The 26,862-nt window shown below is 58.2% G+C and carries 23 protein-coding genes; 11 read left to right on the top strand and 12 right to left on the bottom strand.

The genetic code is table 11. The features are described 5' to 3' along the window. Window positions 1-136: 136 nt before the first annotated feature. From QMN93_RS07380 to QMN93_RS07370, 3 genes are read right to left on the bottom strand one after another with little or no spacing between them, the layout of a single operon-like run. Window positions 137-1,132 (bottom strand): DUF2891 domain-containing protein, encoded by a 996-nt coding sequence (locus QMN93_RS07380; RefSeq protein WP_193139291.1) that lies wholly within the window; start codon window positions 1,130-1,132, stop codon window positions 137-139. A gap of 9 nt (window positions 1,133-1,141) precedes the next feature. Next, complete coding sequence (locus tag QMN93_RS07375) at window positions 1,142-2,128, bottom strand: DUF979 domain-containing protein (RefSeq protein ID WP_064672550.1); 987 nt, start codon at window positions 2,126-2,128, stop codon at window positions 1,142-1,144. Beyond that, complete coding sequence (locus QMN93_RS07370; RefSeq protein WP_064672551.1) at window positions 2,125-2,847, bottom strand: DUF969 domain-containing protein; 723 nt, start codon at window positions 2,845-2,847, stop codon at window positions 2,125-2,127. Before QMN93_RS07370 ends, QMN93_RS07375 begins: the two co-directional genes overlap by 4 nt. A 199-nt stretch (window positions 2,848-3,046) precedes the next feature. On the opposite strand from QMN93_RS07370, the gene QMN93_RS07365 reads away from it, so the two are divergent. Then, window positions 3,047-3,592 carry a winged helix DNA-binding protein gene (locus tag QMN93_RS07365; protein ID WP_039262429.1) on the top strand — a complete coding sequence of 182 codons (546 nt, stop codon included), beginning with the start codon at window positions 3,047-3,049 and terminating at the stop codon, window positions 3,590-3,592. Window positions 3,593-3,594: 2 nt separating this feature from the next. Here the strand turns inward: QMN93_RS07365 and glgX are convergent, their stop codons facing one another. Genes glgX through treZ form a run of 3 tightly spaced genes read right to left on the bottom strand, consistent with a single transcriptional unit; the run spans window position 3,595 to window position 9,938 of the window. Next, window positions 3,595-5,670 carry a glycogen debranching protein GlgX gene (gene glgX, locus QMN93_RS07360; protein WP_182383576.1) on the bottom strand — a complete coding sequence of 692 codons (2,076 nt, stop codon included), beginning with the start codon at window positions 5,668-5,670 and terminating at the stop codon, window positions 3,595-3,597. 15 nt (window positions 5,671-5,685) lie between these two features. After that, a complete protein-coding gene (gene treY / locus QMN93_RS07355; protein WP_182383577.1) occupies window positions 5,686-8,154 on the bottom strand; it encodes a malto-oligosyltrehalose synthase in 2,469 nt (822 codons plus the stop codon). Beyond that, the gene (treZ, locus tag QMN93_RS07350; protein WP_182383578.1) at window positions 8,151-9,938 is read right to left on the bottom strand and encodes a malto-oligosyltrehalose trehalohydrolase; all 1,788 of its coding nucleotides are present in this window, start codon (window positions 9,936-9,938) and stop codon (window positions 8,151-8,153) included. The genes treY and treZ overlap by 4 nt, the downstream gene beginning before the upstream one ends. 132 nt (window positions 9,939-10,070) lie before the next feature. Here treZ and QMN93_RS07345 point away from each other — a divergent pair, with 132 nt between their 5' ends. The 4 genes from QMN93_RS07345 (at window position 10,071) to QMN93_RS07330 (ending at window position 13,475) form a co-directional block, all read left to right on the top strand. Next, window positions 10,071-10,598 carry a GNAT family N-acetyltransferase gene (locus QMN93_RS07345; RefSeq protein ID WP_039262423.1) on the top strand — a complete coding sequence of 176 codons (528 nt, stop codon included), beginning with the start codon at window positions 10,071-10,073 and terminating at the stop codon, window positions 10,596-10,598. A 77-nt stretch (window positions 10,599-10,675) separates the two neighbouring features. Next, entirely contained in the window at window positions 10,676-11,434 is a 759-nt protein-coding gene (locus tag QMN93_RS07340; RefSeq protein WP_039262422.1) for a 5'-nucleotidase, lipoprotein e(P4) family, read from the top strand. Window positions 11,435-11,575: 141 nt separating this feature from the next. Next, window positions 11,576-12,562, top strand: coding sequence for an MBL fold metallo-hydrolase (locus QMN93_RS07335; RefSeq protein ID WP_193139294.1), 987 nt, complete (start codon window positions 11,576-11,578; stop codon window positions 12,560-12,562). 1 nt (window position 12,563) lies between these two features. Further along, complete coding sequence (locus QMN93_RS07330; RefSeq protein ID WP_213787329.1) at window positions 12,564-13,475, top strand: LysR family transcriptional regulator; 912 nt, start codon at window positions 12,564-12,566, stop codon at window positions 13,473-13,475. Here QMN93_RS07330 and QMN93_RS07325 read toward each other — a convergent pair. Beyond that, window positions 13,466-14,350 (bottom strand): LysR substrate-binding domain-containing protein, encoded by an 885-nt coding sequence (locus QMN93_RS07325; RefSeq protein WP_033145589.1) that lies wholly within the window; start codon window positions 14,348-14,350, stop codon window positions 13,466-13,468. The two genes, QMN93_RS07330 and QMN93_RS07325, sit on opposite strands and share 10 nt — an antisense overlap. Window positions 14,351-14,462: 112 nt before the next feature. Between QMN93_RS07325 and QMN93_RS07320 the strand changes: the two genes are divergently transcribed. Continuing rightward, window positions 14,463-15,950 carry a UbiD family decarboxylase gene (locus QMN93_RS07320; protein ID WP_047060908.1) on the top strand — a complete coding sequence of 496 codons (1,488 nt, stop codon included), beginning with the start codon at window positions 14,463-14,465 and terminating at the stop codon, window positions 15,948-15,950. A gap of 27 nt (window positions 15,951-15,977) precedes the next feature. On the opposite strand, the gene QMN93_RS07315 is transcribed toward QMN93_RS07320, so the two are convergent. The 5 genes from QMN93_RS07315 to opgC are packed head-to-tail and all read right to left on the bottom strand — an operon-like array spanning window position 15,978 to window position 20,087. Next, a complete protein-coding gene (locus tag QMN93_RS07315; protein WP_064672560.1) occupies window positions 15,978-16,406 on the bottom strand; it encodes an ATP-binding protein in 429 nt (142 codons plus the stop codon). Then, on the bottom strand, window positions 16,407-16,745 hold the full coding sequence (locus QMN93_RS07310) for an STAS domain-containing protein (protein WP_048974795.1): 339 nt from the start codon (window positions 16,743-16,745) through the stop codon (window positions 16,407-16,409). Further along, window positions 16,735-17,949 carry a PP2C family protein-serine/threonine phosphatase gene (locus tag QMN93_RS07305; RefSeq protein WP_033145593.1) on the bottom strand — a complete coding sequence of 405 codons (1,215 nt, stop codon included), beginning with the start codon at window positions 17,947-17,949 and terminating at the stop codon, window positions 16,735-16,737. Before QMN93_RS07305 ends, QMN93_RS07310 begins: the two co-directional genes overlap by 11 nt. A gap of 9 nt (window positions 17,950-17,958) precedes the next feature. Then, entirely contained in the window at window positions 17,959-18,858 is a 900-nt protein-coding gene (locus tag QMN93_RS07300; protein ID WP_182383582.1) for a hypothetical protein, read from the bottom strand. Between the two features lie 11 nt (window positions 18,859-18,869). After that, window positions 18,870-20,087 carry an OpgC domain-containing protein gene (opgC, locus tag QMN93_RS07295; RefSeq protein WP_182383583.1) on the bottom strand — a complete coding sequence of 406 codons (1,218 nt, stop codon included), beginning with the start codon at window positions 20,085-20,087 and terminating at the stop codon, window positions 18,870-18,872. Between the two features lie 281 nt (window positions 20,088-20,368). Between opgC and QMN93_RS07290 the strand changes: the two genes are divergently transcribed. From QMN93_RS07290 to QMN93_RS07270, 5 genes are read left to right on the top strand one after another with little or no spacing between them, the layout of a single operon-like run. After that, entirely contained in the window at window positions 20,369-22,186 is a 1,818-nt protein-coding gene (locus QMN93_RS07290; protein ID WP_193139298.1) for a glycosyltransferase, read from the top strand. Further along, complete coding sequence (locus tag QMN93_RS07285; protein WP_193139300.1) at window positions 22,183-23,514, top strand: DUF3131 domain-containing protein; 1,332 nt, start codon at window positions 22,183-22,185, stop codon at window positions 23,512-23,514. The genes QMN93_RS07290 and QMN93_RS07285 overlap by 4 nt, the downstream gene beginning before the upstream one ends. Then, window positions 23,511-25,058, top strand: coding sequence for a DUF3131 domain-containing protein (locus QMN93_RS07280; RefSeq protein ID WP_069302853.1), 1,548 nt, complete (start codon window positions 23,511-23,513; stop codon window positions 25,056-25,058). The genes QMN93_RS07285 and QMN93_RS07280 overlap by 4 nt, the downstream gene beginning before the upstream one ends. Then, window positions 25,043-26,437, top strand: a complete 1,395-nt coding sequence (locus QMN93_RS07275; RefSeq protein ID WP_193139302.1) for a DUF3131 domain-containing protein — start codon at window positions 25,043-25,045, stop codon at window positions 26,435-26,437. Before QMN93_RS07280 ends, QMN93_RS07275 begins: the two co-directional genes overlap by 16 nt. Then, complete coding sequence (locus QMN93_RS07270; RefSeq protein WP_033145600.1) at window positions 26,434-26,859, top strand: globin; 426 nt, start codon at window positions 26,434-26,436, stop codon at window positions 26,857-26,859. Before QMN93_RS07275 ends, QMN93_RS07270 begins: the two co-directional genes overlap by 4 nt. The last annotated feature ends 3 nt before the right edge of the window (window positions 26,860-26,862 follow it).

Below are 26,862 nucleotides of genomic sequence, written 5' to 3'. Positions count from 1 at the left end.
TAGGCTGCGCCCTGCGGTTCGGGCGTCAGCCTGATTCGCCCGGCGGCGCTACGCTTGCACGGGCCTACAAGGAAGCTTTGCACAATGCAGGCCGGGTAAGCGCAGCGCCACCCGGCAAGAAAGACGGCGCGTTCGTTTACTCCAGCGCCAGCAGCACAAAGCTCGCCAGCCAGTGTCCGCCGCTGTAGTGGCTGCCGACCACATGCTCAACGCTTGCCGTCAGGTGTTTCGCCACCGCCTCGCGCAGCGGCTGCTGTGCCGGATGGTTTGCGGGAAGCGCTTTAGCAATGTGCTTCATGCACCAGGCCCGGCTGAGGTTTAACCCGTCGAGATGGGCAATTTTCGGGTCGGTACGGTCGCTCACTTCCGCCGGGTTCATCAGTGCCGCAATGGTGTCCACCTCCGGGAGAAATGCGTCAAACCAGGCCGGGAAGTCCTCCAACACTTTGCTCATCAGCAGCGCTTCCGTCAGCGCGCCGGAAATGTAGTCATCACCGCCGGGTTCGTAGTGGGCAGGATAGCGCGTGTCGGCGAGATAAAACCGCTCCGCCGCCGTGACAATCGCCTGCGCAAGCGCGCTATCTTCTACTGCTCGGGCGTAGTCCAGCCCCAGCGCGAGGGCAAACGCCGTGTTGTAGTGCGTCCCGACGCGGATCGGATAGGTGAGCTTGCTGAGGTAATCCACCAGGCGGTTACGAATATCCTGGGTTAACGGCTCAAGCGTCCGGTACCAGCCTGCGGCCTGCGGCAGCGACGACTGCTTTAGCTCCTGGGCCAGCGCCAGCAGCCAGCCGTAGCCATACGGGCGCTCAAACGAGGCGCGGAACGGCGCGGTGAAATAGGCCAGCTCCTTAGCCACGTTCTCTTCCGTCAGGTGCTCGTCGAAAAGCGCGACGATCGCGTCCCGGCTCGGCAGCTCCGGGTAGAGGCGCACGCAGCGCAGCAGCAGCCAGTAGCCGTGAACCGCCGAGTGCCAGTCAAAACAGCCGTAGAAAATGGGGTGTAGTTCGCGCGGCGGCAGAACGTCGCCATCATCATTAAGCAGGTGCATGATGTGGTTCGGATATTCCTGGCGCAAATAGGTCAAAGGCATGCGGGCAAACGCGTCAGCCTGATGTTGCGTTAATTCCATAACAGCTCCTTAGCGAAACACGAGGAAATACATGAGGAACACGTTCACCACCAGCAGGGTTAACGCGGTCGGGATCTGGATCTTGATCACCTGGTATTTGTCTTTCAGCTCCAGCAGCGCGGCGGGAACGATGTTGAAGTTCGCGGCCATCGGCGTCATCAGCGTGCCGCAGTAGCCCGCGTACATGCCAATCGCCAGCAGCGGCGCCGGGTTGCCGTGATGCACGTTGATCAGAAACGGCAAGGCGATCCCCGCGCTCAGCACCGGGAAGGCCGCAAACGCATTCCCCATGATCATGGTAAACAGCGCCATCCCCACGCAGTAAATCACCACCAGCATAAAGCGGTTATCCGGGTTAACGAACAGGCTCACCACCTTCTGCACCGAGTCACCGGTATTGGCCGCCACGAACACGCCGCCGAGCATGGCCAGCATCTGCGGCAGGATCACCGCCCAGCCGATGGTATCGACAAGACGGCGAGACTGACGAATGGCGTGCAGCGGCGTGCCTTTGGTCAGCCACCATCCGGTGAGGATCGCCGCGAGGCAGGCCACGCACAGCGCCGCCAGGGTAAGCTGTTTCTGATCGAGCAGGAACACGCCGCCAACCGACACGCCCTTCAGGAACAGCGTCCCGATAACCGTCACCACCGGGATCATCAGCGCGGGCAAAAATAGCCAGTTTTTAAGGCGGTTTGACGACGCGAGACGTTCGTCTTCGGTGGACATTTTATAGTGCCCTTTTCCGACCAGACCAAAACCCGCCAGCAGCGCGATAGCGATGACGCCCCCGCCGATTATCCGGTACGCCAGCGATTTCCCCAGCTCCTGCACCATCAGGTCGCCGAACAGGAAGATCCCGCCGAATAAGAACCAGAACAGCGCGGTGGTAAAACGCTTCGGATTGGCGCGATCGCGCAGGGTCATCACAACCAGCAGCATCACGACGAAGCCGATCAGGTAGTACACGCGGTTTATGGTGATAAGCGTCATCATTGCGCGGCCTCCCGCGTGCTCTGCTCCGCGCGCCAGGCCATGACGTCGCGACGGATGCTGGCATCCAGGCGCAGAAGGCGCGTCATATGAATAACTAATGCCGCAATGGCGGTTGGGATGGCCCACAGGCCGATATGCAGCGGTTCGATGCCCGCAATACCGTTCTCTTTCAGGAACGCGTCGATCAGCAGCACCGCGCCAAAGGCAATAAAGATATCTTCCCCAAAGAAGACCGCGATGTTGTCACACGCGGCGGCATGGGCTTTGATTTTGTCGCGGATGTGCTGCGGCAGCTCGCCGTATTCGTTCAGCGCCGCCCCTTCGGCCATCGGCGCCAGCAGCGGACGCACCGTCTGGGCATGACCGCCCAGCGACATCAGCCCCAGCGCGGCGGTGCCTTCACGGGCGACAAAATAGAGCATCAGAATACGCGCCGAGGTCGCGCTGGCGATCTTCGCCACCCAGGCCTGGGCGCGCTCCTTGAGCCCGTAATATTCCAGCAGACCAATCACGGGCAGAATCAGAATGAAGGTCGCCAGGGATCGGCTATTCACGAACTTTTCGCCAAAGGTCTCCAGCAGCATCCCGAAATCCATCCCGACCAGCAGACCCGTCGCCAGCCCCGCCACCACGACCACCAGCAGCGGGTTGAAGCGCAGTGCAAAACCAATAACCACGATCGGTATCCCGATCAGCGGCAACAGCGTAGTACCGTCCATAACGTTTACCCTATCCAAAGTGAGCGTTGCGCGCCGACGGCTATTTTTTTATTTTGCGGCGAGCGATGTTGTGTTTTTCGACAGGTTTCGGAAAACCTGCGCTAAAAAGCTATATCTGAACCTCAAAAACATGTAAACAAATTATCAATAAAATGTTCTTATTTTATCGATGAGTTTACATTTCTGGCTAAGGAACGTTATGACCTCGGAAAAGAGTGCTACCCCCCCTCACGACGATATCAACGACGGCCGAATCGTCTCGTCCCGCCACCTGGTGTCCGAGCGCTGCGCGGAACTGTCAGAGCTGGAGTACGCGCTGATCATGACCAGCAACGCGTTCAATAAATGGATGGTGCGCTGCATGACCGCAGCCGGCGAGCCCGATATGGGCGCATTTGACGTCTCGCTGCTGCATCACGTAAACCACCGCGACCGCAAGAAAAAGCTGGCCGATATCTGTTTCGTTCTTAACGTGGAAGATACCCACGTGGTGACCTACGCCCTGAAAAAGCTGGTCAAAGCGGGCTACGTGACGAGCGAGAAAGCGGGCAAAGAGCTCTTTTTCTCGACTACCGAGGAAGGGAAAGCGTTGTGTATGAAGTACCGGGACGTGCGGGAGGCGTGTCTGATCGCAATCCACGCGGAGAGCGGCATTGCCGGGAAGTCGATTGGCGAAACCGCGCAGCTGTTACGCACGATCTCCTCCCTGTATGACACCGCCGCCCGCGCGGCGGCATCACTCTAGAGCTAAGGACGTCTGAAGAGAGTAATACTGCGTCCGGCCAGTTCGTACTCTACGGTTTCGGTGAACGCTGTCCCGGTGGCAGCGTCCTCTGCCGTAGACAGCTCCAGCACCCATCCCCCTTCGCCAAACTGCGGGATCTGGAACGGCACGGTCCCTTCAAACGGGTTGAACAGCATCAGCACGTCGTGCCAGATGCCGTCCTCCTGCCTGAGATCCGGCCTGCTGATGGAGACGCCGAGCGTCGAGCCTTCATCCCACTGCTCGGCCTGCTGCGGGCCGCCGCCGGCATTGAACCAGCGGATCTCCAGCCCGTCGCGCCAGCTTTCACGGCGCAGCAGCGGCTGTTGCGCGCGAAGGGCAATGAGCCGTCGGGTAAACTCGCGCAGCGCAGCGTCGTTTTCGGTTATTCCGTTCCAGTCGATCCACGAGATCTCGCTGTCCTGACAGTAGCCGTTGTTGTTGCCCTTCTGCGTGCGGCCAAACTCGTCCCCCGCCAGCAGCATCGGTGTGCCGTGCGAAAACAGCAGCGTGGTCAGGAAATTACGTTTCTGCCGTTCGCGGGTGGCAATAATATCCGGGTTCTCCGTCGGCCCTTCTTCGCCATAGTTGTACGAGCGATTATCGTTATGCCCGTCGTTATTGTCCTCGCCGTTGTCGGCGTTGTGCTTCTCGTTGTACGACACCAGGTCATTCAGCGTAAAGCCGTCGTGAGCGGTGATGAAGTTGACGCTGGCCCACGGGCGACGCCCGCGCAGGTCGTACAGATCCCCGGATCCCAGCAGCCGTGCGGCAAAGTCGTTGGAGACGTTATCGCCCTTCCAGTACTCGCGGACGGTATCGCGGTATTTGTCGTTCCACTCACCCCAGCCGGGCGGGAAACCGCCGACCTGATACCCGCCGGGACCGATGTCCCAGGGTTCACCAATCAGCTTAAGTCTTGATAACACCGGATCCTGAGTCATGGCGTCGAAGAAACCGCCGCGCGGGTCAAACCCTTCCGGCTCTCGGCCCAGTATCGTCCCCAGGTCGAAACGAAAACCGTCAATATGCATCGATTCCGCCCAGTAGCGCAGCGAATCCATCACCATCTGCAGCACGCGCGGGTGCGAGGTGTTGACCGTATTTCCCGTCCCGGTGTCGTTGATATAGTACCGGTGCTGGTCCGGCAAGGTGCGGTAATAGCTGTAGTTATCAATCCCCTTAAACGAGAGCGTGGGGCCAAGCTCGTTCCCTTCCGCCGTGTGGTTGTACACCACGTCCAGAATCACCTCGATGCCCGCATCGTGATACGCGCGTACCATGTCGCGGAAGCCCTGGATCCCCGCCGGGCCGTAGTAGCGCGACGCCGGAGCAAAAAAGCCGAGCGTGTTATAGCCCCAGAAGTTCTTCAGGCCGCGGTCAAGCAGGTGCTGGTCGTCCGGGAACCAGTGAACCGGCAGCAGCTCCACCGAGGTGATGCCAAGACTCTTGATGTAGTCGACCGAGGCTTTGTGTCCCATCCCCTCAAACGTGCCGCGCAGCTCCTGCGGGATGGCCGGGTTCATCTGGGTAAAGCCCTTCACGTGGCTCTCATAGACGACGGCATGCGGCCAGGGCACGTTTGGCCGGCTGTTGTCCTGCCAGTCAAAGGCGTTCGGGTCGATGACCTTGCACTTCGGCGTGAACGGCGCGCTGTCGCGCGTATCAAAACTTAAATCTAATTCGTCATGCCCCAGCTCATAGCCGAAATGGGCGTCGTTCCAGTCGATATCACCCACCAGTTCGCGGGCGTAGGGGTCGATAAGCAGCTTGTGCGGGTTAAAGCGGTGACCGTTTTCCGGATCGTAAGGGCCGTAGACGCGATAGCCGTACAGCGCGCCGGGCTTCAGGTCCGGCACATAGCCGTGCCAGACCTCATGGGTATATTCCGGCAGCTCCAGCCGGGCGATTTCGTTTTTCCCGGACGGATCAAACAGACAGAGCTCCACCCGCTCGGCGTGAGCGGAGAACAGCGCGAAGTTGACGCCCTTCCCGTCATAATTCGCCCCCAACTGCTGGCCATGACCGGCCCGAATTTCAAACGTAGTATCCTTTGCCATTTTCGTTCTCCACGATTATTCGCAGGTAAGCAGAACCAGTACACATCCCTTTTCTGACGTTAAATCCAGCGTCTCTTGCAGAATGCGGCTCTCACCGCTGAACAGATCCCGATAGCGTTTCCCCGTCAGCTCCTCGGGTATCGCCACCGTGGTATTGACCCACAGCTGATGATTATCAGTGACATCAAAAACCAGACGCGGCACGGCGACAATCAGCGCCTCCTCGTCCTTAACGCGGGCATAGACAATCAGGTTCTCCTCGCGCTCGCCGGAGACCTTAAGCGGCAGCCAGTCGCCGTAGCGGAATAGCGCGTCGTAATGCGGACGCAGCCGCAGCAGCGTGGCGGTGACGAACTGCTTAACGCGCCCGTCTCGCCAGCAGGCCGGGTTATCAAACACTGTGGCATCCGCCGCGCTGAGGTTGTGCACCAGCGCGTTGAAGTCCGGCTCCCGTCGGTTATCCGGGTCAACGAGGCTAAAGTTAAGCGCCTCGCTGCCCTGATAGATATCCGGCACGCCGGGAGCCGTCAGCTTGATTACCGTCTGGCTGAGGCTGTTCATCAACCCGGCGCGGATAAAGGGCTGCATCGCCTCGCTAAAATCCTGCAGGAACAGCGCGTTGTCCGGCGAAAGCAGATGCCGCGCGTAGCTCAGCACCACGCTCTCATAGCTCTCGTTGCTGTCGATCCAGTCGGTGCGCTGTTTTGCCTCGCGCAGCGCTTTCTCGAGGAAGCCGATGAATCGCGCGTCGAGTGCGTTAAGCCCTTCGGCGTCGTCCGGTGACTGCGTGGCGGGCCAGACGCCCGCCAGCGCCTGATAGATCATCCAGGTATCGGCAGCGTTCGGCGCGGTACCGTCATTGAGAAAACGCACCTGAGTCTGGTTCATCTGTCGCCAGCGGGCCAGATTTTCCCCCCAGCGTTCCGGCGCTTCCGTCAGGGTGTAGAGACGCGCCCGGGCGTCTTCCCCGCGCTTGGTATCGTGCGTGGAGGTGCCCAGCAGCGCGTCGGGCTGACGGGCCAGACGAATGCGCATCTCCTGGTGGAAGCGGGATAATGAAAACGCGCGCGGCGTCGGGTCGGCGCCCACTTCATTGAGCGCCAGCTCGAGGTTGTGGCGAAAGAACAGCGTGTCTTCAACGGACTTCGCCATCAGCGGCCCGGTAAGCTGCTGGAAGCGGGTTCTGAACAGCGCGGCGGACTCGCGGCAATCTTCCGGCAGGTCGCCGGTAAGAATGCGCACAATCAGGCTCAGCGCCGCTTCAGACGTCTCCACGCCGGCGACCACGCGGTTAAGCAGCGCCACGTCCGACGGGGTTAATCCCTCCCGGGTGCCGTAGGTGCGGTAGACCGGAAAGGCGATAAGCAGCTCGCGCAGCGCGTGGCGGATCTCCTCGCGCGGTAGCGCAACCTCATTGCGGCGGGCCAGATCGTCAGCAAGGTTAAGCAGCGTGGTGAATTCACCCTCAAAATTGCGATCGGTCATCAGGCCCTTGGCATCGCGCAGTTCCGCGTGGCGATCGACCGTTATCCCCAGCGTTTCGTCGTGGATGGTCTCCAGGCGCGACAGGTTATCGTCGTCGACCAGCACTTCCGCCAGCGAGGCGATAAACTCGTAGCCGGTGGTGCCGGATACCGGCCAGTCTGCGGGGAGCTGTTCTCCCTTCGCGAGAATTTTTTCAACCGTGATGTAGCAGTCGGGCCCGGTTTTCTCCCGCAGGCGCTGCAGATACCCCAGCGGATCGGCCAGGCCGTCGACGTGGTCGATTCGCAGGCCGTCCACCACGCCAGCGTGAACCAGCTCCAGGATCAGCCGGTGCGTATCGTCGAAGACCGCGTCGTCTTCAACCCGGACGCCCACCAGACCGGTGATCTCAAAGAAGCGCCGCCACGAGAGCTGCTTCGGCGCTTCCCGCCAGGACATCAGCCGCCAGCTTTGCGCTTCATGTAGCTCAGCGATGCTCTTATCCTCGCTGTATGTGCCCGGGTTGAGCGGATACGCCGTGTCGTAATAGACCAGAGAGGCCTTTCTAGTGACAGTGTCACGCCTCAGGGTGATGTCCCCCTTCTCCAGCTCCGCCTCAAAGGTGTCACCGAGGAACGGCAGCGTTAGCGGGCGCGATCCGTCGATATCGAAATAGCGGAAATAGCGGCTCTGCTGGCTGTATTCAATCACGTCCCGCCACCAGGCATTTTCCAGCGAGGTGGACATATGGTTCGGGACAATATCCAGAATCAGCCCCATGCCGGCCTGCTTAAGCGCCGCCGCCATGCGGTCGAAACCGTCTCGTCCGCCGATCGCGGGGTCAATTTCATTCGGGTTGGTCACGTCATAGCCGTGAGTGGAACCCGCTGTGGCGGTAAATACGGGCGATGCGTAGAGATGGCTGATGCCGAGATCTTTCAGGTAAGGCACCAGCGCCGCAACGCGGTCGAAGGTCATGCCATTACGGAACTGAATACGGTACGTGGCGGAAGGGATCATAACGATGCTTCTCCATCAGCAAAGCGAACGACAATACCGTTCGGCGGTAAAACGTCAGTGACTTCCGGCCAGGCAAAGCGCGTCTCACCCGCGAGATCGGGCAGCGCGACGGGCTTACTACCGATATTCAGCGCCAGAGAGAGCGTCCCCGACGGGAAATGCCAGCTCACCGCCACCATGCCGGGCGCGGTCTTGATTACTTTGCCCTCAACGGCGCCGCCATGACGCAGAAGCGGAACGATATGGCGATGACGCAGCGTCAGCAGGTGGCGCGTGAAGCGCAGCCACGTTTTGCCTTCGTCGGTGGCAATCTTATTCCAGTCGAGTTTTGAACGGATGAAGGTGTTCACGTCGTTCGGATCCGGGACGGTTTCATCGTGCCCGGCATGGCCCGTAAACTCTTTCGCGCGCCCTTCCCGCACCGCCTTTGCCAGATCGCCGTGAAAATCGGTGAAAAACAGGAACGGGTGCGTTTCCCCAAATTCCTCTCCCATAAACAGCAGCGGGATATGGGGGGAAAGCAGCAGCGCGGCAAGCAGCACCCGCGTCTTGTCGACACCGGCCAGGGTGATAAGACGCTCGCCCTGGGCGCGATTCCCGGTCTGATCGTGGTTCTGAATAAAATCGACGAAGAACTGCGGCGGCTGCGTCTGGCACTCCACCCCGCGGGATTCGCCGGTTTGCAGCGAAATCTCGCCCTGGTAGACAAAGCCTTCCGCCAGCGCCCGGGCGAACTTTTTCTCCGGCTCAAAGGCAAAATCCTGGTAGTACGCATGCGTCTCGCCGGTGGCAAACACGTGGGCGGCGTTGTGGAAGTCATCATTCCACTCGGCGGTGAACAGCGGCGTGTTGCCCTGTTCATCGCGCGGATGCAGGAAAATCACGTTGCGGCTGTCTTCCGTGGTCAGGTGAACGTGACGGTGCGGGATCGCCTCGCGGATTTTTGCGGCAATCTCCTCCAGAATGTGCGTCTCCGAGGTGTCTTTAATCTGGTCGATGGCATCGAAGCGCAGGCCGTCCAGACGGTACTCCGTCAGCCAGTAGAGCGGCGCATCGGTAATGTACTGCCTTACCGGCTCGCGTTCGTAAGCGATGCCGTTGCCCCACGGCGTCATCCGCTGTGCATCAAAAAACGCGGGCGACAGCAGGGGCAGATAGTTCCCCTCCGGGCCGAAGTGGTTGAGCACAATATCCAGCACCACGGAGAGTCCCAGCCCGTGCGCGGCGTCGATAAACGCGTGGAAATCCTCCGGCGTACCGTAGGCAGAGTGCGGGGCGTACAGCAGCACGCCGTCGTACCCCCAGCCGCGGGTTCCGCCAAACTGAGAGACGGGCATCACTTCAAGCTGGGTAATACCGAGCTCTGCCAGATACGGCAGCTTGTCGATGGCGGCCCGGAAGGTGCCCTCCGGGGTAAACGTGCCGATGTGCAGCTCGTAGATAACCGTGTCTTCCCACGGCCGCCCTGCCCAGTCCCGGTTGACCGGCTGATAGCGTTGGGGATCGATAACGATGGAGGGGCCGTTAACGTCGCCTCTTTGCGCGCGCGAGGCGGGGTCGGGCACCGTCATGCCGTCCTGCAGAACAAATTGATATTCTGCACCGTGCGTGACGCCGGATACGTCTGCCTGAAACCAGCCGTCGCCAGCTGCCGTCATCGGCACGTCGGCGGCGGCCAGACGTAGCGTTAGTTCTTTCTGTCCTTCTGCCCAGACGCGAAAACGTACAACGTCATCGGAAATAAACTCAGCACCCCACTGCTTTTGAAATGTCCTGAATTCCATTCATTGTCCTCGAATGACCCACATTTTACGCGGAACGAAGTACAAGCTTAGTTCAGGATTAAAAGTGTGTTAGGCCAGCGGATTTAACCGCTTCGTCTATTCTTTATGAAATAACTCACTACCGGGAAGACTATGCAGATTCGAAAAGGACTCAATACCGACCTCGCTCGCCTTGAATGCTGTGACTTTTCTTTCACCATTAGCCACATTGCGCGAGAGCCCTTTATCCACTGCGATTTGCATATCGAAGCCGTCGCTGAGCCCTGGATTAAAACCTACGAGCTCGATATCCAAACCCTTGAAAACCACTGCGTTAATCCGGACGCCATATTTCTTATTGCCGAAACGGATGACGGTGAAATTGCCGGATTTATTACCGCGTCAATCGGCTGGAATAAGTTTATCTCGGTGGATTACATTGCCGTGGAGCGCACGAAACGCAGAACCGGCGCCGCGCAAAAATTAATGGCCGCCGCGCACGTCTGGGCCCGCAGCGTAAACGCGCCGGGATTACGGCTTGAAACACAAAATGTGAACGTCTCTGCCTGTCTGTTTTACCGCAACTACGGGTTTACCCTGGGCGGATACGATCGTTATCTCTACAACGCCTTACCGGAAAAGGACGAAGTCGCCCTGTTCTGGTATTACATGCTGGTCTAACGGCGCGGCCTTCATATTTCTGTCATTGAATTTCATTACGCTTTCGGGATTTTAACCACGGTGTTGAGGAAAGAAGTGTGAATTCAATGGCTAAGGCATTACTGCTGGCATTACCTGTTTTGAGTGCAACGGCAGCGGCGACGGCCGCCGGGGGCGAGCTGTGTGAACCCAAAGCGTACGAAATGGCGCTGCGCTATCAGCAGAAATCGGCAGAGATCGTGGCTCTTCAGCTGCAGACGTATCGGTTTGCCACCGAGCGTTTCAACGAGAAGTTAAAAGAGCTGAAAACGCCTGAAAATTACGCCGTGGTAATGGACCTGGATGAAACGGTGCTGGATAACACCCCTCTGCTGGTGCGCGACACCGAGCAGTGTCACGACTATACAAAATGGGACACCTGGAGCGACTGGGAAAAACAGGGAAAACCCGGCTTAATTCCGGGCGCGAAGGCGTTTCTTGACCATGTGAATCAAAGCAAGGTCCGTATCTATTATGTTTCGGACCGTATGCAGGAAAATAAAGCCGATACGCTCAGGACGTTAAAAGCCCTGGGACTTCCGCAGGTGTCCGATGAAAGCGTGCTTCTGGACACGGTCAGCAAGGAAGAGCGTCGCCAGAGCATCCTCAAAAAGCAGCAGATCGTAATGCTGTTTGGCGACAGCCTGCCGGATTTCGCCGTGCAGTTTAAAAATAAAAAGCCGAGCGAGCAGCAGCGTGAGCTGGTTGAAGCCAGCGCGGAACACTTCGGAAACGACTGGATTGTGCTGCCTAATGCCGCTTATGGCTCCTGGTCCAAAGCCACGCCGGACAGCTGGAACGCGCCGCTGAAAAAATAACGTGTTACGAGCCGGGAAAGGCAGCATCGCCACCCGGCTTCTGCGCTGTGCTATCCACCGCGTTTATAGGTCCTATCATTTCTGGGCAGGTTCTTATAATTTTACGAAGAAGTAAGATGAGCGCTTTCAAAGGAGACTCGTATGCTTACCGTGAAAAAACTTGCTCTTTCTACGCTGATTTCCAGTTCATTGCTTTTCTACCCTGCGCTGCATGCCTCGGCAGAGACGCCCCAGCACGTCGTTAAACAACCGGCAGGCGGATACAGCGTTCAGGTCGGCGACGTTCTGGTCACCTCGTTTACGGACGGGACCGTCGCGCAGGATCTGCACAAGCTGCTGCGCCGGACAACGCCGCAAAAAATCGATGCGCTGCTCGCGAAAAATTTCCAGACCAACCCGCCTGAGGTATCCATCAACGCGTTCCTGATTGCGATGCCCGGACATAAAATTCTGGTGGATACGGGCTCAGGCCAGCTCTTTGGCCCCGGCAACGGCGGACGTCTGATTGAGAGCCTCGCCACCCAGGGGATTAAACCTGAGGACATTACTGAAGTCCTGCTGACCCACGCCCACTCCGATCACGCGGGCGGCCTGGTGAAAGACGGCAAGGTGGTGTTCAGCAACGCGCGCGTTTTCGTTGGCAAACCGGACGTCGACTTTTTCTTTAACGACGAGAATCAGAAAAAAACCGGCTACGGCAAGAACTATTTTGACGTCGCGCAGAAGACCTTAAAACCCTATCTTGACGCCGGTAAAGTGGTGCCGTTTAGCGGCACATCTGAGATTCTCCCGGGGCTGACCGGCACGGTTCATCCCGGCCATACGCCGGGTTCAGCCTTCTACACGCTGACGAGCAACGGCGAGAAGATCACCTTTGTCGGCGACATCATTCATGCCGCGGCGGTTCAGTTCCCGCAGCCTGACGTGACCATTACCCACGATGAAGATCAGAACAAAGCGGCAAGCGTGCGCGAACACGCGTTTGCGGACTTTGTGAAAAATAAAGACCTGGTTGCCGCGCCCCATCTGCCGTTCCCGGGTATCGGGTATGTCACCAAAGGCGAAAACGGCGGCTATGCCTGGGTCCCTGTGACCTATACCAACCGGGACGCCGGCAGCGCGAAATAAAATGACGCCCGTCTCTGACATGGACATCGACCTGATCCTGACCCTGGACGCCCTGCTTCTGGACAGGAATATCACCCATGCGGCCGCGCGGCTGGGCATCAGCCAGCCCGCGCTGTCCGCCCGTCTCGCGCGTCTGCGAACGCTGTTTGGCGAACCGCTGTTTATTCCCTCCCCACATGGACGTGGGGTGCTACCCACGCCGCGAGCGGAAGCGCTTAAGCCGCAGGTGGAGAGCGTGCTGCGCGGCATCAGCGCGCTATTTGCCCCCACCACGTTTGATGCGCAGACCAGTACCCGGACCTTTGTTATCGCCCTGCACGAAAACCCGGCGCTGATGCTGGGCACCGGGCTGCTTAACCAGGTGGGTACCGAAGCTCCAGGTATTCGCCTGCGCTTCGCCCTGCCACAGATGTCCGAACTGCCGCAGCAGCTTGAAAACGGTGATGTGGATATCTACATCGGCGTGAGCGCGGGTGCTCATGACGGCTGGGTGAGACGCAAACTGCTCGACGATACGTTTGCCACCGCCCAGCGTAAAGGCCATCCGCGCGGGACCGGAGCGTTAGACCTGGAAAGCTACTGCGCGCTTTCTCATCTGGTGGTGTCATCGGCGGGAGATCCGTTTACCGGCTTTGTCGATCAAACCCTGGCCGGGCTGGGCTACCAGCGGCACGTCGCGATGTCCACGCAGAGCTACGCCGTGGCGCCTGCGCTTGTTGCCGGTACCGACCTGGCGTGCACCCTGCCGGAACGGATGCTGAAACAGTTTGCCGGCACGCTGGATCTCTTTGCGCCGCCGCTGCCGCTCCAGCCGATTACCATCTACATGTACTGGCACCCGAAAAACAGCCAGGATCCGGCGAATGCCTGGCTGCGCGAGCAGCTGCTGCAGGCCGCCGGGCGTCAGGTATGATCGAGGGTAATCAGGAATTTTTTAAGCACTTCTGAGCGAATAATCCGGTGGCAAACCAGCGTCAGCTCGCTTTCCCGGAGCCGGTCGAGGATGTCCACGTACACCACATTCTCGACGCTCACCGCCTTTGCCGAGGCGGGCAGCAGCGCCAGCCCAAACCCCGCCGAGACCAGGCTTATCACCGTGGGCACGTCGGTCGCGTTTTGCACCACGTCCGGCTGAAAGCCCGCCCCGCTGCAGGCGTCATAAAAGTACTGTTCCAGCCCCATTCCCTCCGGGTCGCGCAGGGAGATCCATTTTTCGTCCTTCACTGACGAAAGCGTCAGCGCGGAAGATCCCGCCAGCGGATGCTGACGATACAGCGCAAGCACCGTTTTCTCTGACGTGAACGGGCGGCTTTGCAGATCGTCAGGCAGCGACGGCAGCGGCGCTCGGATAATGGCCACATCAAGCTGGTTGCTCTGCACGGCCGCGTAGAGCGTCTGCACGTTTCCCGTCACCAGCGACATGGTAATGGCCGGCCAGCGCGTATGCATCTGGCGCAGCGCGGCGGGCAGCCTGCCGTCGAACATCGCGCTCGACACGCACCCCAGGTTTAATACCCCCTGCTCGCCCCTTGCCGTTTGCCTGGCGTCGAGAACCGCCTGCTCGGTCAGGGAAATGGCGAGCCTGGCTTTCACCAGAAACGCTTCACCCGCGGGCGTCAGGGTTAAGCGGCGGTTCGCCCGGCTAAAGAGCGTGACGCCTAAACGTTCTTCCAGCGCCTTTATCTGCTGGCTCAGGGCCGGTTGCGCCATGTTCAGACGCTCAGCGGCCCGGTGCATGTGGAGCTCTTCGGCCACCACGATGAAATGGCGCATCTGACGAAACTGCACGGAACGCTTCCTTTTTTGATATGAATTTAATTATCAATTTAGCAGTAATGATGCAATTGATGCTATTGGTCATTGCCATAAAAATGGAGGTATTCAAACGAGGGAGGAAAATATGGAAAACCCGATCAACGATCTCCGCAGCGCCATCGCCCTGCTTCAGCGCCACGAAGGGCAGTATCTTGAAACCGATTATCCGGTCGATCCCAACGCGGAGCTGGCGGGAGTCTACCGCCATATCGGCGCGGGCGGCACGGTAAAACGTCCAACCCGTACGGGCCCGGCCATGATGTTCAACAGCGTGAAGGGCTATCCGGGCTCCCGCATCCTGGTGGGCATGCACGCCAGCCGCGAGCGTGCCGCGCTCCTTCTGGGCTGCGAGCCCTCTGAACTTGCAAAACACGTCGGCCAGGCGGTGAAAAAGCCGGTTGCGCCGGTTGTCGTTCCGGCCTCGCAGGCGCCCTGCCAGGAACAGGTTTTCTACGCAGACGACCCTGACTTCGACCTGCGCAAGCTTCTTCCGGCCCCCACAAACACGCCGATTGATGCGGGCCCGTTCTTCTGTCTGGGGCTGGTGCTGGCGAGCGATCCGGAAGACAGCTCGCTGACGGATGTCACCATCCACCGCCTCTGCGTTCAGGAGCGCGACGAGCTTTCCATGTTCCTTGCCGCCGGTCGGCATATCGAAGTCTTCCGCAAAAAGGCGGAAGAGGCCGGAAAACCGCTGCCGGTGACGATCAATATGGGGCTCGATCCTGCCATCTATATCGGCGCGTGCTTTGAGGCGCCCACCACGCCGTTTGGCTACAACGAGCTGGGCGTCGCCGGGGCGCTGCGCCAGCAGCCGGTCGAACTGGTGCAGGGCGTGGCGGTAAAAGAGAAAGCGATCGCGCGGGCGGAAATCATCATCGAGGGCGAACTGCTGCCGGGCGTGCGCGTAAGAGAAGATCAGCATACCAACACCGGCCACGCGATGCCGGAGTTCCCGGGCTACTGCGGCGAGGCGAACCCGTCCCTTCCCGTGATCAAAGTGAAAGCCGTGACCATGCGAAACCACGCGATCCTGCAAACGCTGGTGGGACCGGGAGAAGAGCATACCACCCTGGCCGGTTTGCCGACGGAGGCCAGCATCCGCAATGCCGTTGAAGAGGCGATTCCGGGCTTCCTGCAAAACGTCTATGCGCATACCGCGGGCGGCGGTAAGTTCCTCGGGATCCTGCAGGTGAAAAAACGCCAGCCGTCAGACGAAGGCCGTCAGGGACAGGCGGCGCTCATTGCCTTAGCCACCTATTCGGAGCTGAAGAACATCATTCTTGTCGACGAAGACGTGGATATTTTCGACAGCGACGACATCCTGTGGGCGATGACCACCCGCATGCAGGGCGATGTCAGCATCACCAATATTCCGGGGATCCGCGGCCACCAGCTGGATCCGTCCCAGTCGCCGGATTACAGCACCTCAATTCGCGCAAACGGCATCTCCTGCAAGACCATCTTCGACTGCACGGTGCCGTGGGCGCTGAAGGACCGCTTCGAGCGCGCGCCGTTTATGGAAGTGGATCCGCGTCCGTGGGCGCCGGAGCTGTTCGCTGATAAGAAATAGGGAAATTTCGGGCGTATGGCCCGCAGGTCATACGCTTATTTTCTTTTCAAGCGCGGCAATATTTTTTTTATCTGCCTTTCGCTCCACGGAGAAACGATCGACGCTCAGCAAAATGAGCATCAGCCCCCTGCCGCTCTCCAGTAACGGCGATATTTCACAGAAACGGTCTCGTCTGGCGGCCTCGAGCCGCTCCAGCGGGAACGCATCACCTGCGTCGGTAAAGACAACGCGGACATTATGGTCCCGGATGTCGAACTCTACGCTAAATGTACGTGAAGCATCCTCATGCAGCGCGTGCCGGATGATATTCGTCGCCACTTCACAGACGGCAAGGTCGAGCGCGAAACGCCACTCATCGTCAACGGCAAGCGCGCTCAGACGGTCTCCCAGCCAGCCGGCCAGCGGCATCAGGGAGCCGAGCTCCGCCGGAAATTCTGCATGCTCCGGCGTCGGCATCTACTGCCCCAGCTGCGCAAGCGCGCTGTTTTTATCCGGATAAATGCGGAATATGCGATCCATTCGGGTCAGGGTGAACATATTCATGATCCCGGGGTTCAGGGAGCACAGAGCCATTTCGCCTTTCCCGTTCATCAGCTTAAACAACGATACCAGCATCCCCAGCCCGCTGCTGTCGATAAAGTCCACTTTGCTAAAATCGACAATTAAGGCTTTGCGATCGCTGCCAATTTCTTCCGTGACGGTGGCCTTAAACGTCGCGGCAATGGACGCATCCAGCCGCCGGACCGCTGGCGTAAGAATGTTGGCATGCGGTAATCGTTCAGTGTTAATAATCATTCTGTTCTCCCTGACGCTCAATCACTAACAGTGAAACGTCATCGGTTAAGGCGGTCGGTTCATCACGATTTGCATTGCGCCAGCCGGTCAGGTGTTGTCCGAAACGCAGCAGGAGCTCGTCTACCGGCAGATGGGCATGTTCATGAAGCCAGCGTTCCAGACGTTGCGGGCCAAACTGCTCGCTCTCGCTGTTCTCACATTCCGTGATGCCGTCACTGAATAAGCATAAGCGATCCCCTGAATTGAGGGTAAAAGCGACGTCCTCCCAGCTGAGGTCGGGGATCAGCCCGACCGGCGGTCCACCCTCGCCAACGGAAGTGACGGCACTCTCTGCGTTCACAATCACGGGAGTAGGATGCCCCGCCTGACACAACGACCCCTGACCACTGACGGGGTCGATCACGCCGTAGATGATGGTGAAATAGCTGGTGATGTCGTTTTCTTCACTGCAAAAGCGGCTGTTCAGTATTCTGACGACCTCGGCAGGCGACTGAATTCCGCCCTCTGCGGTAAACAAAAAACGATCCACCACCCGGCCATGCAAGAACTGACGCGCCACGGCGAGGGACATCATTGCTGCCCCCACGCCGTGACCGGAGACATCAACGCAGTAGAACCCCAGATGAGAGTCCAGAGGAAAAATATTGAAGACATCACCCGATACCCAGGCAGACGGTAAGAAAAGCCAGTCGGAAAAGTAGTTCCCGAAGCGCAGGCGGTGTGAAGGCAGAACCGAGTGCTGAACGCGCGCCGCCAGCTCAAGATCCTGTTCAATCTGGCGTAACGCTTCACTCAGGCGCTTATTATGCGCCGCGAGGGTCGCTTCCAGCGTCAAAATACGTACCCCGGCATGGAGCCGCGCCCGTAACTCAGCCTGTTCGACGGGCTTGCTTAAAAAATCATCCGCCCCGGCATCAAAACCCTGCGTTAAATCTCCTGCATTCTCGCGGGCCGTGAGCAGAATGATATACACATAGTGGCCAAACTGACGGCTGCGGATCGTCTGACAGAGCGTAAGCCCGTCCATTTCCGGCATCTCCCAGTCGCTTATCACCATGCTGATCGGCTGGCTGGACAATATTTCCAGCGCGGCGACGCCATTTTCCGCCTCGCTCACGATATACCCCCACTGGGTGAGCATTCGGGAGAGTAACCGACGATAAATCAGCGAATCTTCAACGATTAACACGTGCAGCGCTGACATGTATCCCTCCTATAGCGGTAAGAACCATATAAGACTCACGGTCCCTTCCCTGAATTTTGCGTTACCGTTGCCGTGCCCCGGATAGCGCGTCCCCGCATAGTTCGCGTACTGGATGGAGAACGAACCTGGCGTATAGCCCGCATAGCCAAAGCTGTAGCTGTAATCGCCGTTCCAGGGCTGCTGCTGGCTGCTGTCCGGGAACCAGAACGCCGTTGCGCGAACGAAGAAATGTTGTTTGAAGGTATAGCCGCAGCCGCCGAGCATGACGTTTTTATTTTTGCGGATGTCATCGCTGCTGAGGTCGTAGTAGCGCGGAACCCAGCTGTACCCGACCTGGCAAATCATAGAGTCCCCTTTATTAATCAGGAGCGCGTTTTCAACCGGTTTCGGTAGCGAAAACTTATAGGCCAGCGTAAAGGCGCCCTGTTCGAAATAGGTGTGTCTCCGGCTACCCGACGTCCAGAAGTGGTTATCGCCGTAGTTGCCGTAAACCAGGCTGAACGTGTTGGCATGCCAGTCGTCATAGCCAAAGCTGTAGCGAAAATCCGCGGTGTAGCGGTTGGTATCCCTGACCGGCAGCCGGGAGGTAATGTTGGCAAACCAGAAGCTGTAGGGGGAATACTGCAGACTAAGATTCAGCGTCTGGTTAATTTTTTTCGCCTGCGCGGCGCTGTCCGAGCTGTTGGGCACGCTCACCATCTGCTCTTTCAGCCCAGAACTAAAGCTCAGAGCGCCTGAAAATTTCTTGTCATTGCCTGAGAACAGGCGCCCCCACCGGCTGGTAAAAACGCCTGCCTGAACGGGCTCGCCGTTTTTATCGCGCAACGTCTCTTTCTCGCTGCTTTGCGCCGCATCCGCCGCGGGTATTGCGGCGAGTAAGACGCCCGCCAGGAGCCATTTTTCACGCATAACCGCCATCCTTAGTTAGGTATCCAGCGTGCAGCGACGTTGTATTTTGCCATGAGCCACAAAATGCCCAGTGCCGCAGCATGCACTAACGTATTTTCTATCCAGGCATGACGCCACAAATCGAAGGTGATGAACTGACTCACCAGCAGCACCACGTACACATGCAAAATGAAGGTATAAAGCGAGTGCTGGCCTAACGGAATAAGAAACCATCCCAGCAGGCGGTTGAGCGGCGTCCAGCAGTATGTCAGCACCAGATAGACGGTAACCATCAGGGCGATATCGTTTAATACCCGCACCGGGCCCAGCCCATTTTTCGCCGCCCAGGTGTGATAAAAGGTGTTGAAGCCGTCAGGCGGAATCACGTGCATCAGCAGCGCGGGGGGCATAAACGGGTTGGTATGGTTCTGTGCTATGAACCCCAGAATGAGCGCCACTATCACCAGCGCAACCACCACCACTTTACCTGCAGGCGTGCGTGCGAAAGAGATCAGTTCGGCTTTATACCACCCGCTGGCCATGCCCAGCACAAAGATGAACTGCCAGGCCAGCAGCGGAAAGGCAAATTCGAATTCCGACGGCGTCAGCCGGAGCGGCCACCGCTGCCAAAGGCCGTACACTAGCAGAGACGCCCCCAGCAGCCACCAGACGTTACCCTTCTGTAGCATCCCCAAAAATAGCGGGCTGAGTAGCAGCAAAAAGATATACAGCCCCAGAATTTGCGTCTGATGGGGGCCAATCTGCAAATAGAGAATAATGTTGAACCAGGTCTCTTTTATTTGTGGCGTGACCGGATAAAGCGACCAGCTTTCACCCGAAAAGCGGTCGGTAAAATGAGTGACCTCGAAAAGATTAATATGCGGGATATAGGACAGGAGAATAAACGACACTATGATAATGATATTTACGCGATATATTTTCCACGCCCTGAGATAAAGCCCCCACGAAACCGTGAGTAATACGACTTTTTGCAGACGAGCGCGATTCAACATCCCCAACATAAATCCCGAGAGAATGACAAAGCCTTCTGCGCCGGTTGTTAACCCAAAACGCTCCCAGGAGAATATATTAATTACCGACATCACTTCCGTATGCGCCACGACCATCATGACGAGGGCAACCCCGCGCATAAAGTCAATTCTCAGGTCCCGGGCACCTGCAATGGCATACCGCCATGATCTTGATTTTACTATATCCGCTTGCGCGATCGGCGGCGCAATATGGCTCATAGGGTATCCTTTACCTGGAAACGAAAATTAACGTCTAAATAAAGTAGATAGCCTAAAGGAATAGTAACCGCAATTTATCGTGAACAGATTAGGCGAATTAAGCAGAATTTAACCTTAATTAACCACCACTAAATAATAGTAATGAACGTGGCTGGACACTTTTATTCGGCGTTCTACACTTACCTTAAATCTTGTTTATTCGCTATTTTCTTTGACCTTCTGGCAACTGCCTTTGCAGCAGAATGGGTCTGCATATTCACGGAATCAGGAACGCCGGAACTATGGATTTTTATTTTTCCCGTTTTGAACATCGTCGACCTCCGGAACCGTTGAAAACGCCGCGCTGGGTAATGATGACCTGGCAGGTGTTAGCGGTCGCGGCGCTTATTCTGGGCGCAAATTATATTTACTGGCGCTGGACCTCCTCCCTGAACACGGACGCGTTATGGTACGCCATACCGCTGGTCCTCGCCGAAACCCTGGCCTGGATCGGTACCGTGCTGTTTACCATCAACTTATGGAAAGAACAGGATCCTCCCCAGAGTCCGCCCCCGAGCGAGATTAACGACTGCCTGTCACCGGAGGAGGCAGTAGAGCCCCGTCCCGTTAAGGTGGATCTGTTCATTGCCACCTATTCCGAAGACACCGAGCTGGTGAGGCTGTCCATTCGCGACGCCCTGAATATGGATTACCCGTACCCGATTGACTACCGGATCCACGTCCTCGATGACGGCCGTCGCCCGGAGATGAAAGCCGTTTGCGATGAGGAAGGCGTCAATTACATCAGTCGCCAGACCAACATCGGATTTAAGGCCGGTAACCTGCGCAATGGTCTTGAGCAAACCGACGGCGATTTTCTTGTTATCTGCGACGCCGATACCCGTGTATTTCCCACCCTTCTCAGCCATACGCTGGGCTATTTCCGCAACCCTGACGTGGCCTGGGTGCAGACGCCGCAGTGGTTCTTCGATCTCCCGGAAGGAGAAAGTTTGTCGCGCTGGGGCCAGCGGAAAGCCGGAAAAATGGGCTATGGCCTGGGCTGGCTGATCCAAAAGTGTGTCGGCCCGGTCACGGTTGGCCGCGACCCGTTTTTTAACGATCCGCGCATGTTCTATGACGTCATCCTGCGGAGGCGCAACTGGGCCAACGCCGCATTCTGCTGCGGCGCGGCGTCCATCCACCGTCGCGAGGCGGTTATGCAGGCCGCGCTGAGAAGCTACGTCTGGTCCGTCGAAGAGGAGATCCATCGCCATACCCGCGACATACGCGATGACGAAACGCGGAGCGCGCTACAGGAGGCGATGCGCCCCCACGTGGCATTTGACACTGAGTTAACGCCCTACAAATTTCACGTCTCCGAAGATATTTACACCTCGGTGCTGCTGCACGGTGACGCCGCACGACGCTGGCGTTCGGTCATGCACCCGCGCGTTGAGTCGAAGATGCTCTCTCCGCAGGATATGCTGACCTGGATGATTCAACGCTTTAAATATGCCGCAGGTTCGCTGGATATTTTGTTCCATGACAATATCTTCAGCCGTCGTCGCTTCAGGCTTTCACTCCCCCAGACGCTGATGTACGCCACGACCTTCTGGTCCTATATGGCCTGCGTATGGAACACGGTGTTTTTGATTTCACCCATTATTTATCTGTTCACCGGTATTCCGACGGTATCGGCCTGGTCGACGCCGTTCTATCTCCATTTTCTCCCCTTTTTTATTTTCTCCGAACTGGCCTTTATGTTCGGGACATGGGGGATTTCGGCCTGGGACGGCAGGGCCTCCTACCTCTCCTTCTTTTCCATGAATCTGCGCGCGCTCGATACGGTGCTGCGGGGCGAGCAGATCAAATTTCACGTCACGCCAAAAGAGCGGCAGACGGGCCGTTTTCTCTATCTGGTGAAGCCGCAGATTGCCATCGTAGTGCTGACCCTCGCAGGGCTTATCTGGGGAGGGATTCAGGTTGCACGCGGCCAGGTCGACGACCCTTCCGGCTACGTCATCAATATTTTCTGGGGAGGGGTGAACATCGCCGCCATGCTGCCGCTGATATTCGCAGCCATGTGGACCCCCGCCGAAGAGGATGAGGTCACCCAATGAGAATACGTGATGCCCTGCTTTCCGCGCGCAGTTATCTCACTATTCTGCTGGGGTTCCTGCTCGGCTTTGCCATTGTGGTATGGGTTGAGAAACAAATGCCTTCGCGCGTGGAGAGCAGCGGCGGCATCGCGCTCAGTAAAGATTTCCCTCCGCTGCCCGCGAAACGCGAGCTGACCTATGACGAGGCCATCTGGGCGCGGGTAGCCTGGCAATACTACGTGAATAATACCCAGCCAAACGGCCTGGCGAACGCCAGCGACGGTGAGCCCTGGCTGAGCCTCTGGAGCGTGGGAAGCTACCTGTTTGCGGCCGCTGCCGCAGAGCAGCTCAATATCATTTCCACCGATGAGTTTGACGAGAGGGTCAGCGCGGCCCTGTTTACGCTGGGGCAGTTGCCGCTTAATGAGAAAGGCCTCCCTGCCGCGTATTACCATGCGGACACCCTCAAAATTCTGGGAAAACCTGACGCATCCGCAATAGGCCTGAGCCGCCTGCTGACGGCGCTTCAGACTCTCCTTTGGCGCTATCCTCAGCACGCGGCGGCTATCCGCGATCTGTTTAGCGTCTGGAGCACCGGCACGCTGATTGAAAGCAGCACTCAAAGCCAGGCGGCGGTACCGCTCCATCACTGGACTCTGACCAATGACGAACAGCGGGACAGCTTTGGCTATCGGCTCTATGCCAGCCATACGCTGCGCTTAATTGACAGTGCGGCGGGCCTCGCGGTCACCAATCCGCCCGAAGGGCAAAAGATGATCGACCTGGACGGGATCATGGTTCCTGATGAAGGCCTGCGCACGCCCTGGGGCAAGCAGACCTCCCTGATCAGTCTGCCCTATCTGCTAACCGGACTCGAACTGGGTTTTGACGCGCAGAGCGCTGAAATTGCGTGGCGGATTATGCAGATCCAGCAGCGGCGCCACGGCCTGCGCTCACCAAAACCTCCTATCAGCACGGATTATGCCGAACCGGCACCGGATTACGTTACCGATCTGCCAAACAGGCAGCCGGTACAGGCGCGCGCCCTGCGTGACGAAGTGCCGGAGAAAGTCGCGATCGCCTCCACCCGCACCGCGTTTGCCTGGTATGCCCTGTTCCGCAACAGCTGGAGCGAGGCGCTGCGCCAGCAGGTTCTGCCGCTTCTGGTGCCGGGTAAAGGCTGGCAGCGCGGTTTCAATCTTAATAACAGCGTTAATAGCGTCGTGGACGCCGACACCAACGCCATCGTGCTGGAAAGTCTGTCGTATATCGCGCACGGCCAGATGCTCTGTCTGGCCTGCTTTAACACGGCCCCTCATTCATCCACTCCCGTAGGAGCAACGCCATGAAGCCAAGATCCCCGATCCTTTTCCACCTGCTCACGGGAATAACGATCTGCTGGCTGGCGCTCTCGACCGCGCGCGCGGAAACCGGGTTGCCTGCATCTGGTTACTCCCCTCGCAGCGGCGAGCTGACGGCCCGAGAGATGACCATTGCGAAAAACGCCTGGCAGTATTTCGTCTCAAACTATCAGCCCACGACGGGGCTGGTGAATGCGGTTAATAAATATCCTTCCACCACCATGTGGGACAGCGCCTCCTATCTGGCCGCACTGACGGCGGCGCGCGAGCTGGGGATCATTGATAAAGCAGAGTTCGATCGCCGGATGCTGAAATTTCTCGCCACGCTAAACACCCTGGTGCTGTTCCGCAACGAGCTGCCCAACAAAGCCTATAACACCATCAGCGGCCAGAAAGTGGACTATACCAACAAGCCCGGCGAAATTGGCTTCTCGGCTCTGGATATCGGGCGAATGCTGGTCTGGCTGAAAATCATCAAAGAACGTTACCCGGAATACGGCAACAGCGTTGATAACGTGGTGCTCGGCTGGGATTTCAGCCATGCGATCGACCCCTGCGGCACGCTATACGGAGCCTATCTGGAGAACGGCCAGCCGAAGTATGTTCAGGAAGGCCGGCTGGGCTATGAAGAGTACGGCGCGGCGGGCTACCAGCTGTGGGGGTTCAATACCTGTAAAGCCAGCCGTCCGCAGCCGTACGAGCTGGCCGAAATCTACTGCGTGCTGGTTCCGTATGATTCACGCGACCCGCGCAACACGTCTCAGCATAACTATGTGGTGACGGAATCCTACCTGCTCTACGGTCTGGAGTTCGGCTTCGATAAACCGACCGATCGGGATAACGCTCCGCGCGACTACTCCCTGACGTGGATGAAAAACTTTGCCGATCGCGTTTATCAGGCTCAGGAGAACCGCTACACCATCACCGGCGTCCTCACCGCGCGCTCTGAGCACCAGCTCGATAAAGCGCCATACTTCGTCTATGACACCGTCTTCAGCGACGGGTACAACTGGAACACCATTACCGACAAAGGACAATTCGTCCCTAACGCTGCCGCAATTTCACTGAAGGCGGCGCTGGGAATGTGGGTCCTGTGGAACTCGCCTTATACCGATCGCCTGCTGAACACCATTGAGAATGCCAACGAAGAGGGAAAAGGCTACTACGAAGGGCTGTATGAAAACGGCGACGGGCCTATCAAGGAGTTCACCGCGAACAATAACGGCATCATGCTGGAGGCCCTGTTGTTCAAAAAAGAGGGGAAACTGCTGGCCTTCAACACCGATAACCCGAAGAGCAAGGATTTTGCGCCGTCGCTGTGGGATCAAAAGCTGCTCGATCAGTTTGAAGAGAACAACGCCCTGCGCAGCCGTCCGTTCCTTGCCAGCACGCCGGCCGTAAAAAGCTGGTGCGACCGGACCGGCGTCACGCAGCGCACCAAACCCGCCTGCCAGGCCTGTCAGTGCGCGTCATGCAGCGCGGACGAGCCGGTTAAACTGCCTCCGGTGACTGCGCAATGCTTAAAACCTTAGCCAGAGGGCTCGCGGGATTACTCCTCGCAGGTGTGGTCATCTTTGCTCTGTTTGGCCATCAGGGGGCTGGCTGGCGCTGGCTAATCAATGGCGGCTGGCACTCCAGCGCGCGTATCGCTGCCCTGACGCCGGAAGAACAGAAATGGGCGGCGATCGCCTGGCGCTATTTCGTCAACAATACCCAGCCGCAAACCGGACTGGTCAACGGAAGCGACAAACAGCCCCGCGTCACGCTCTGGCAAATGGGCGATACGCTTATCGCCCTGCTGGCGGCAAAAGAGCTGGGGCTGATTGATGAGGCCGAGTATGACGCCCGCCTGACGCGGCTGATGGGCACTCTCAACCGCCTGATGCTGACCGAGACCCGGACGCCAGGACGGCTCTATTCCAGCCAGACGGCAGCGACGATCGACTTTAGCGGCAAGCCCGCTAAAAATGGCTGGTCCGCGCGCGACATGGCTCGTCTGATGCTCGCCTTGCGCCTCACCGCTGAGTGGGAGCCGCAGTACAGCGAGTATCTGGATAAAATCATTCTGCGCTGGAACTTCTGCCCGGTCATCGATGGTGAAGGCGAACTGTGGTCCTCTTCCCTGCAAAACGGCCAGCCGGTGGTCCGTGAGGAGCTGCGCCTGGGCGAAAGCGAATATGCCGCGACGGCGTTTCATCTGTGGGGATTTTCCCCGGATAAAGCGTTTACGCCCCCGGCGCACCACGTCATCATCGCCCAGCGGCGCCTTGCTGTGGATGCCCGCGATCCGCGTACCACGTGGCAGCCCTCCCTGATAACTACCCTTCCCTATATGCTGCCGGGCCTGGAGTTTGGCTGGGAGCCAGAGGGCGTTGCGGCCGATCGGCAAAAGCGCCTGCGCAAGCAGGCCGAAAACGTCTGGCTCAGCCAGAAAACGCGCTGGGAGACCGAGAAGATCCTGACGGCAAGGGCAGATTTTGCGCTCCCTCAGGCGCCCTGGCATATACAGGATACCGTCTGGGGAAATGGCTATGCCTGGAACTCTGTTGGCGACGATGGCCGGGATTACACCCGCTTCGCACAGGTGTCGACAAAAGCGGTCTTTGCGCTGTGGGCCTTGTGGGACTCCCCTTATACCGACGTGCTGATGTCGGTCACCGAGCACCTTAACGATCCGCAGAAAGGCTGGTACGAAGGCCGCCTTGAAGCCACGGGCGATACCAACGCCTCCCTGACCCTTTCTACCAATGCCACGGTTCTGGAAGCCCTTTTCTTTAAGCACAACGCCGGGCCGCTGTTTGACGCCCGCCGGTCTAAGAAAGAGAGCTACTTTACGCGCCGTGTGGCAGAGGAATATACGCCAGTCGGGCACTGTCTGCCGGGCGAAAACGCCGCAAGGAGGACGCCGTGAAGTTTTACCGCGATCTGTTTGAATCCAGTCTGAACCGCGTTTTTCCGAATAATGACAAAACAGCGTTTTTTCAGACGTTCTATGACGCCTTCGTCCATATGTCACCCGAGACGCAGCAACATTTTTCTCGCCTGCCGGATCGAGAGGGTCAGCAAACCCTGTTTAAAAGTTTCTTCGCCATGCTTGCGGTGGACGGCGCCCTGATCGTCCCTGATTTTCTCGAGCGTCTGGCGCGGGAGCAAAGCGACGACGGCCTGCACCTCCCCCCACGATTTTTCGCGCTCTGGCGAGAAGCGATGTTGAGCGCGGTCAGCGAGCGCGACCCGCAGTGCGACGATGAGATCCTGACGGCCTGGGCGATGGCGATAGCGCCCGGGCTGGAATACCTGCGCCGACAGGCCGAACTGCACTACCGCGCGTAGGGA

The sequence above is a fragment of the Enterobacter sp. R-1.6.2 genome (assembly GCF_035064085.1).
Taxonomy (GTDB): Bacteria; Pseudomonadota; Gammaproteobacteria; order Enterobacterales; family Enterobacteriaceae; genus Enterobacter; species Enterobacter asburiae_B.
Note: the sequence above shows the minus strand (reverse complement) of the source record. Positions and strands in the feature narration are given on the sequence as shown.

What these genes read in the sequence shown, in the direction of transcription:
- glgX (WP_182383576.1), bottom strand. Translation starts at nt 5,670, where the DNA reads ATGGCAAAGGATACTACGTTTGAAATTCGGGCCGGTCATGGCCAGCAG.
- QMN93_RS07280 (WP_069302853.1), top strand. Translation starts at nt 23,511, where the DNA reads ATGAAGCCAAGATCCCCGATCCTTTTCCACCTGCTCACGGGAATAACG.
- QMN93_RS07275 (WP_193139302.1), top strand. Translation starts at nt 25,043, where the DNA reads ATGCTTAAAACCTTAGCCAGAGGGCTCGCGGGATTACTCCTCGCAGGT.
- QMN93_RS07370 (WP_064672551.1), bottom strand. Translation starts at nt 2,847, where the DNA reads ATGGACGGTACTACGCTGTTGCCGCTGATCGGGATACCGATCGTGGTT.
- QMN93_RS07310 (WP_048974795.1), bottom strand. Translation starts at nt 16,745, where the DNA reads ATGATTATTAACACTGAACGATTACCGCATGCCAACATTCTTACGCCA.
- QMN93_RS07300 (WP_182383582.1), bottom strand. Translation starts at nt 18,858, where the DNA reads ATGCGTGAAAAATGGCTCCTGGCGGGCGTCTTACTCGCCGCAATACCC.
- QMN93_RS07320 (WP_047060908.1), top strand. Translation starts at nt 14,463, where the DNA reads ATGGAAAACCCGATCAACGATCTCCGCAGCGCCATCGCCCTGCTTCAG.
- treZ (WP_182383578.1), bottom strand. Translation starts at nt 9,938, where the DNA reads ATGGAATTCAGGACATTTCAAAAGCAGTGGGGTGCTGAGTTTATTTCC.
- QMN93_RS07285 (WP_193139300.1), top strand. Translation starts at nt 22,183, where the DNA reads ATGAGAATACGTGATGCCCTGCTTTCCGCGCGCAGTTATCTCACTATT.
- QMN93_RS07315 (WP_064672560.1), bottom strand. Translation starts at nt 16,406, where the DNA reads ATGCCGACGCCGGAGCATGCAGAATTTCCGGCGGAGCTCGGCTCCCTG.
- QMN93_RS07335 (WP_193139294.1), top strand. Translation starts at nt 11,576, where the DNA reads ATGCTTACCGTGAAAAAACTTGCTCTTTCTACGCTGATTTCCAGTTCA.
- QMN93_RS07345 (WP_039262423.1), top strand. Translation starts at nt 10,071, where the DNA reads ATGCAGATTCGAAAAGGACTCAATACCGACCTCGCTCGCCTTGAATGC.
- QMN93_RS07305 (WP_033145593.1), bottom strand. Translation starts at nt 17,949, where the DNA reads ATGTCAGCGCTGCACGTGTTAATCGTTGAAGATTCGCTGATTTATCGT.
- QMN93_RS07375 (WP_064672550.1), bottom strand. Translation starts at nt 2,128, where the DNA reads ATGATGACGCTTATCACCATAAACCGCGTGTACTACCTGATCGGCTTC.
- QMN93_RS07365 (WP_039262429.1), top strand. Translation starts at nt 3,047, where the DNA reads ATGACCTCGGAAAAGAGTGCTACCCCCCCTCACGACGATATCAACGAC.
- QMN93_RS07290 (WP_193139298.1), top strand. Translation starts at nt 20,369, where the DNA reads ATGGATTTTTATTTTTCCCGTTTTGAACATCGTCGACCTCCGGAACCG.
- opgC (WP_182383583.1), bottom strand. Translation starts at nt 20,087, where the DNA reads ATGAGCCATATTGCGCCGCCGATCGCGCAAGCGGATATAGTAAAATCA.
- QMN93_RS07380 (WP_193139291.1), bottom strand. Translation starts at nt 1,132, where the DNA reads ATGGAATTAACGCAACATCAGGCTGACGCGTTTGCCCGCATGCCTTTG.
- QMN93_RS07330 (WP_213787329.1), top strand. Translation starts at nt 12,564, where the DNA reads ATGACGCCCGTCTCTGACATGGACATCGACCTGATCCTGACCCTGGAC.
- treY (WP_182383577.1), bottom strand. Translation starts at nt 8,154, where the DNA reads ATGATCCCTTCCGCCACGTACCGTATTCAGTTCCGTAATGGCATGACC.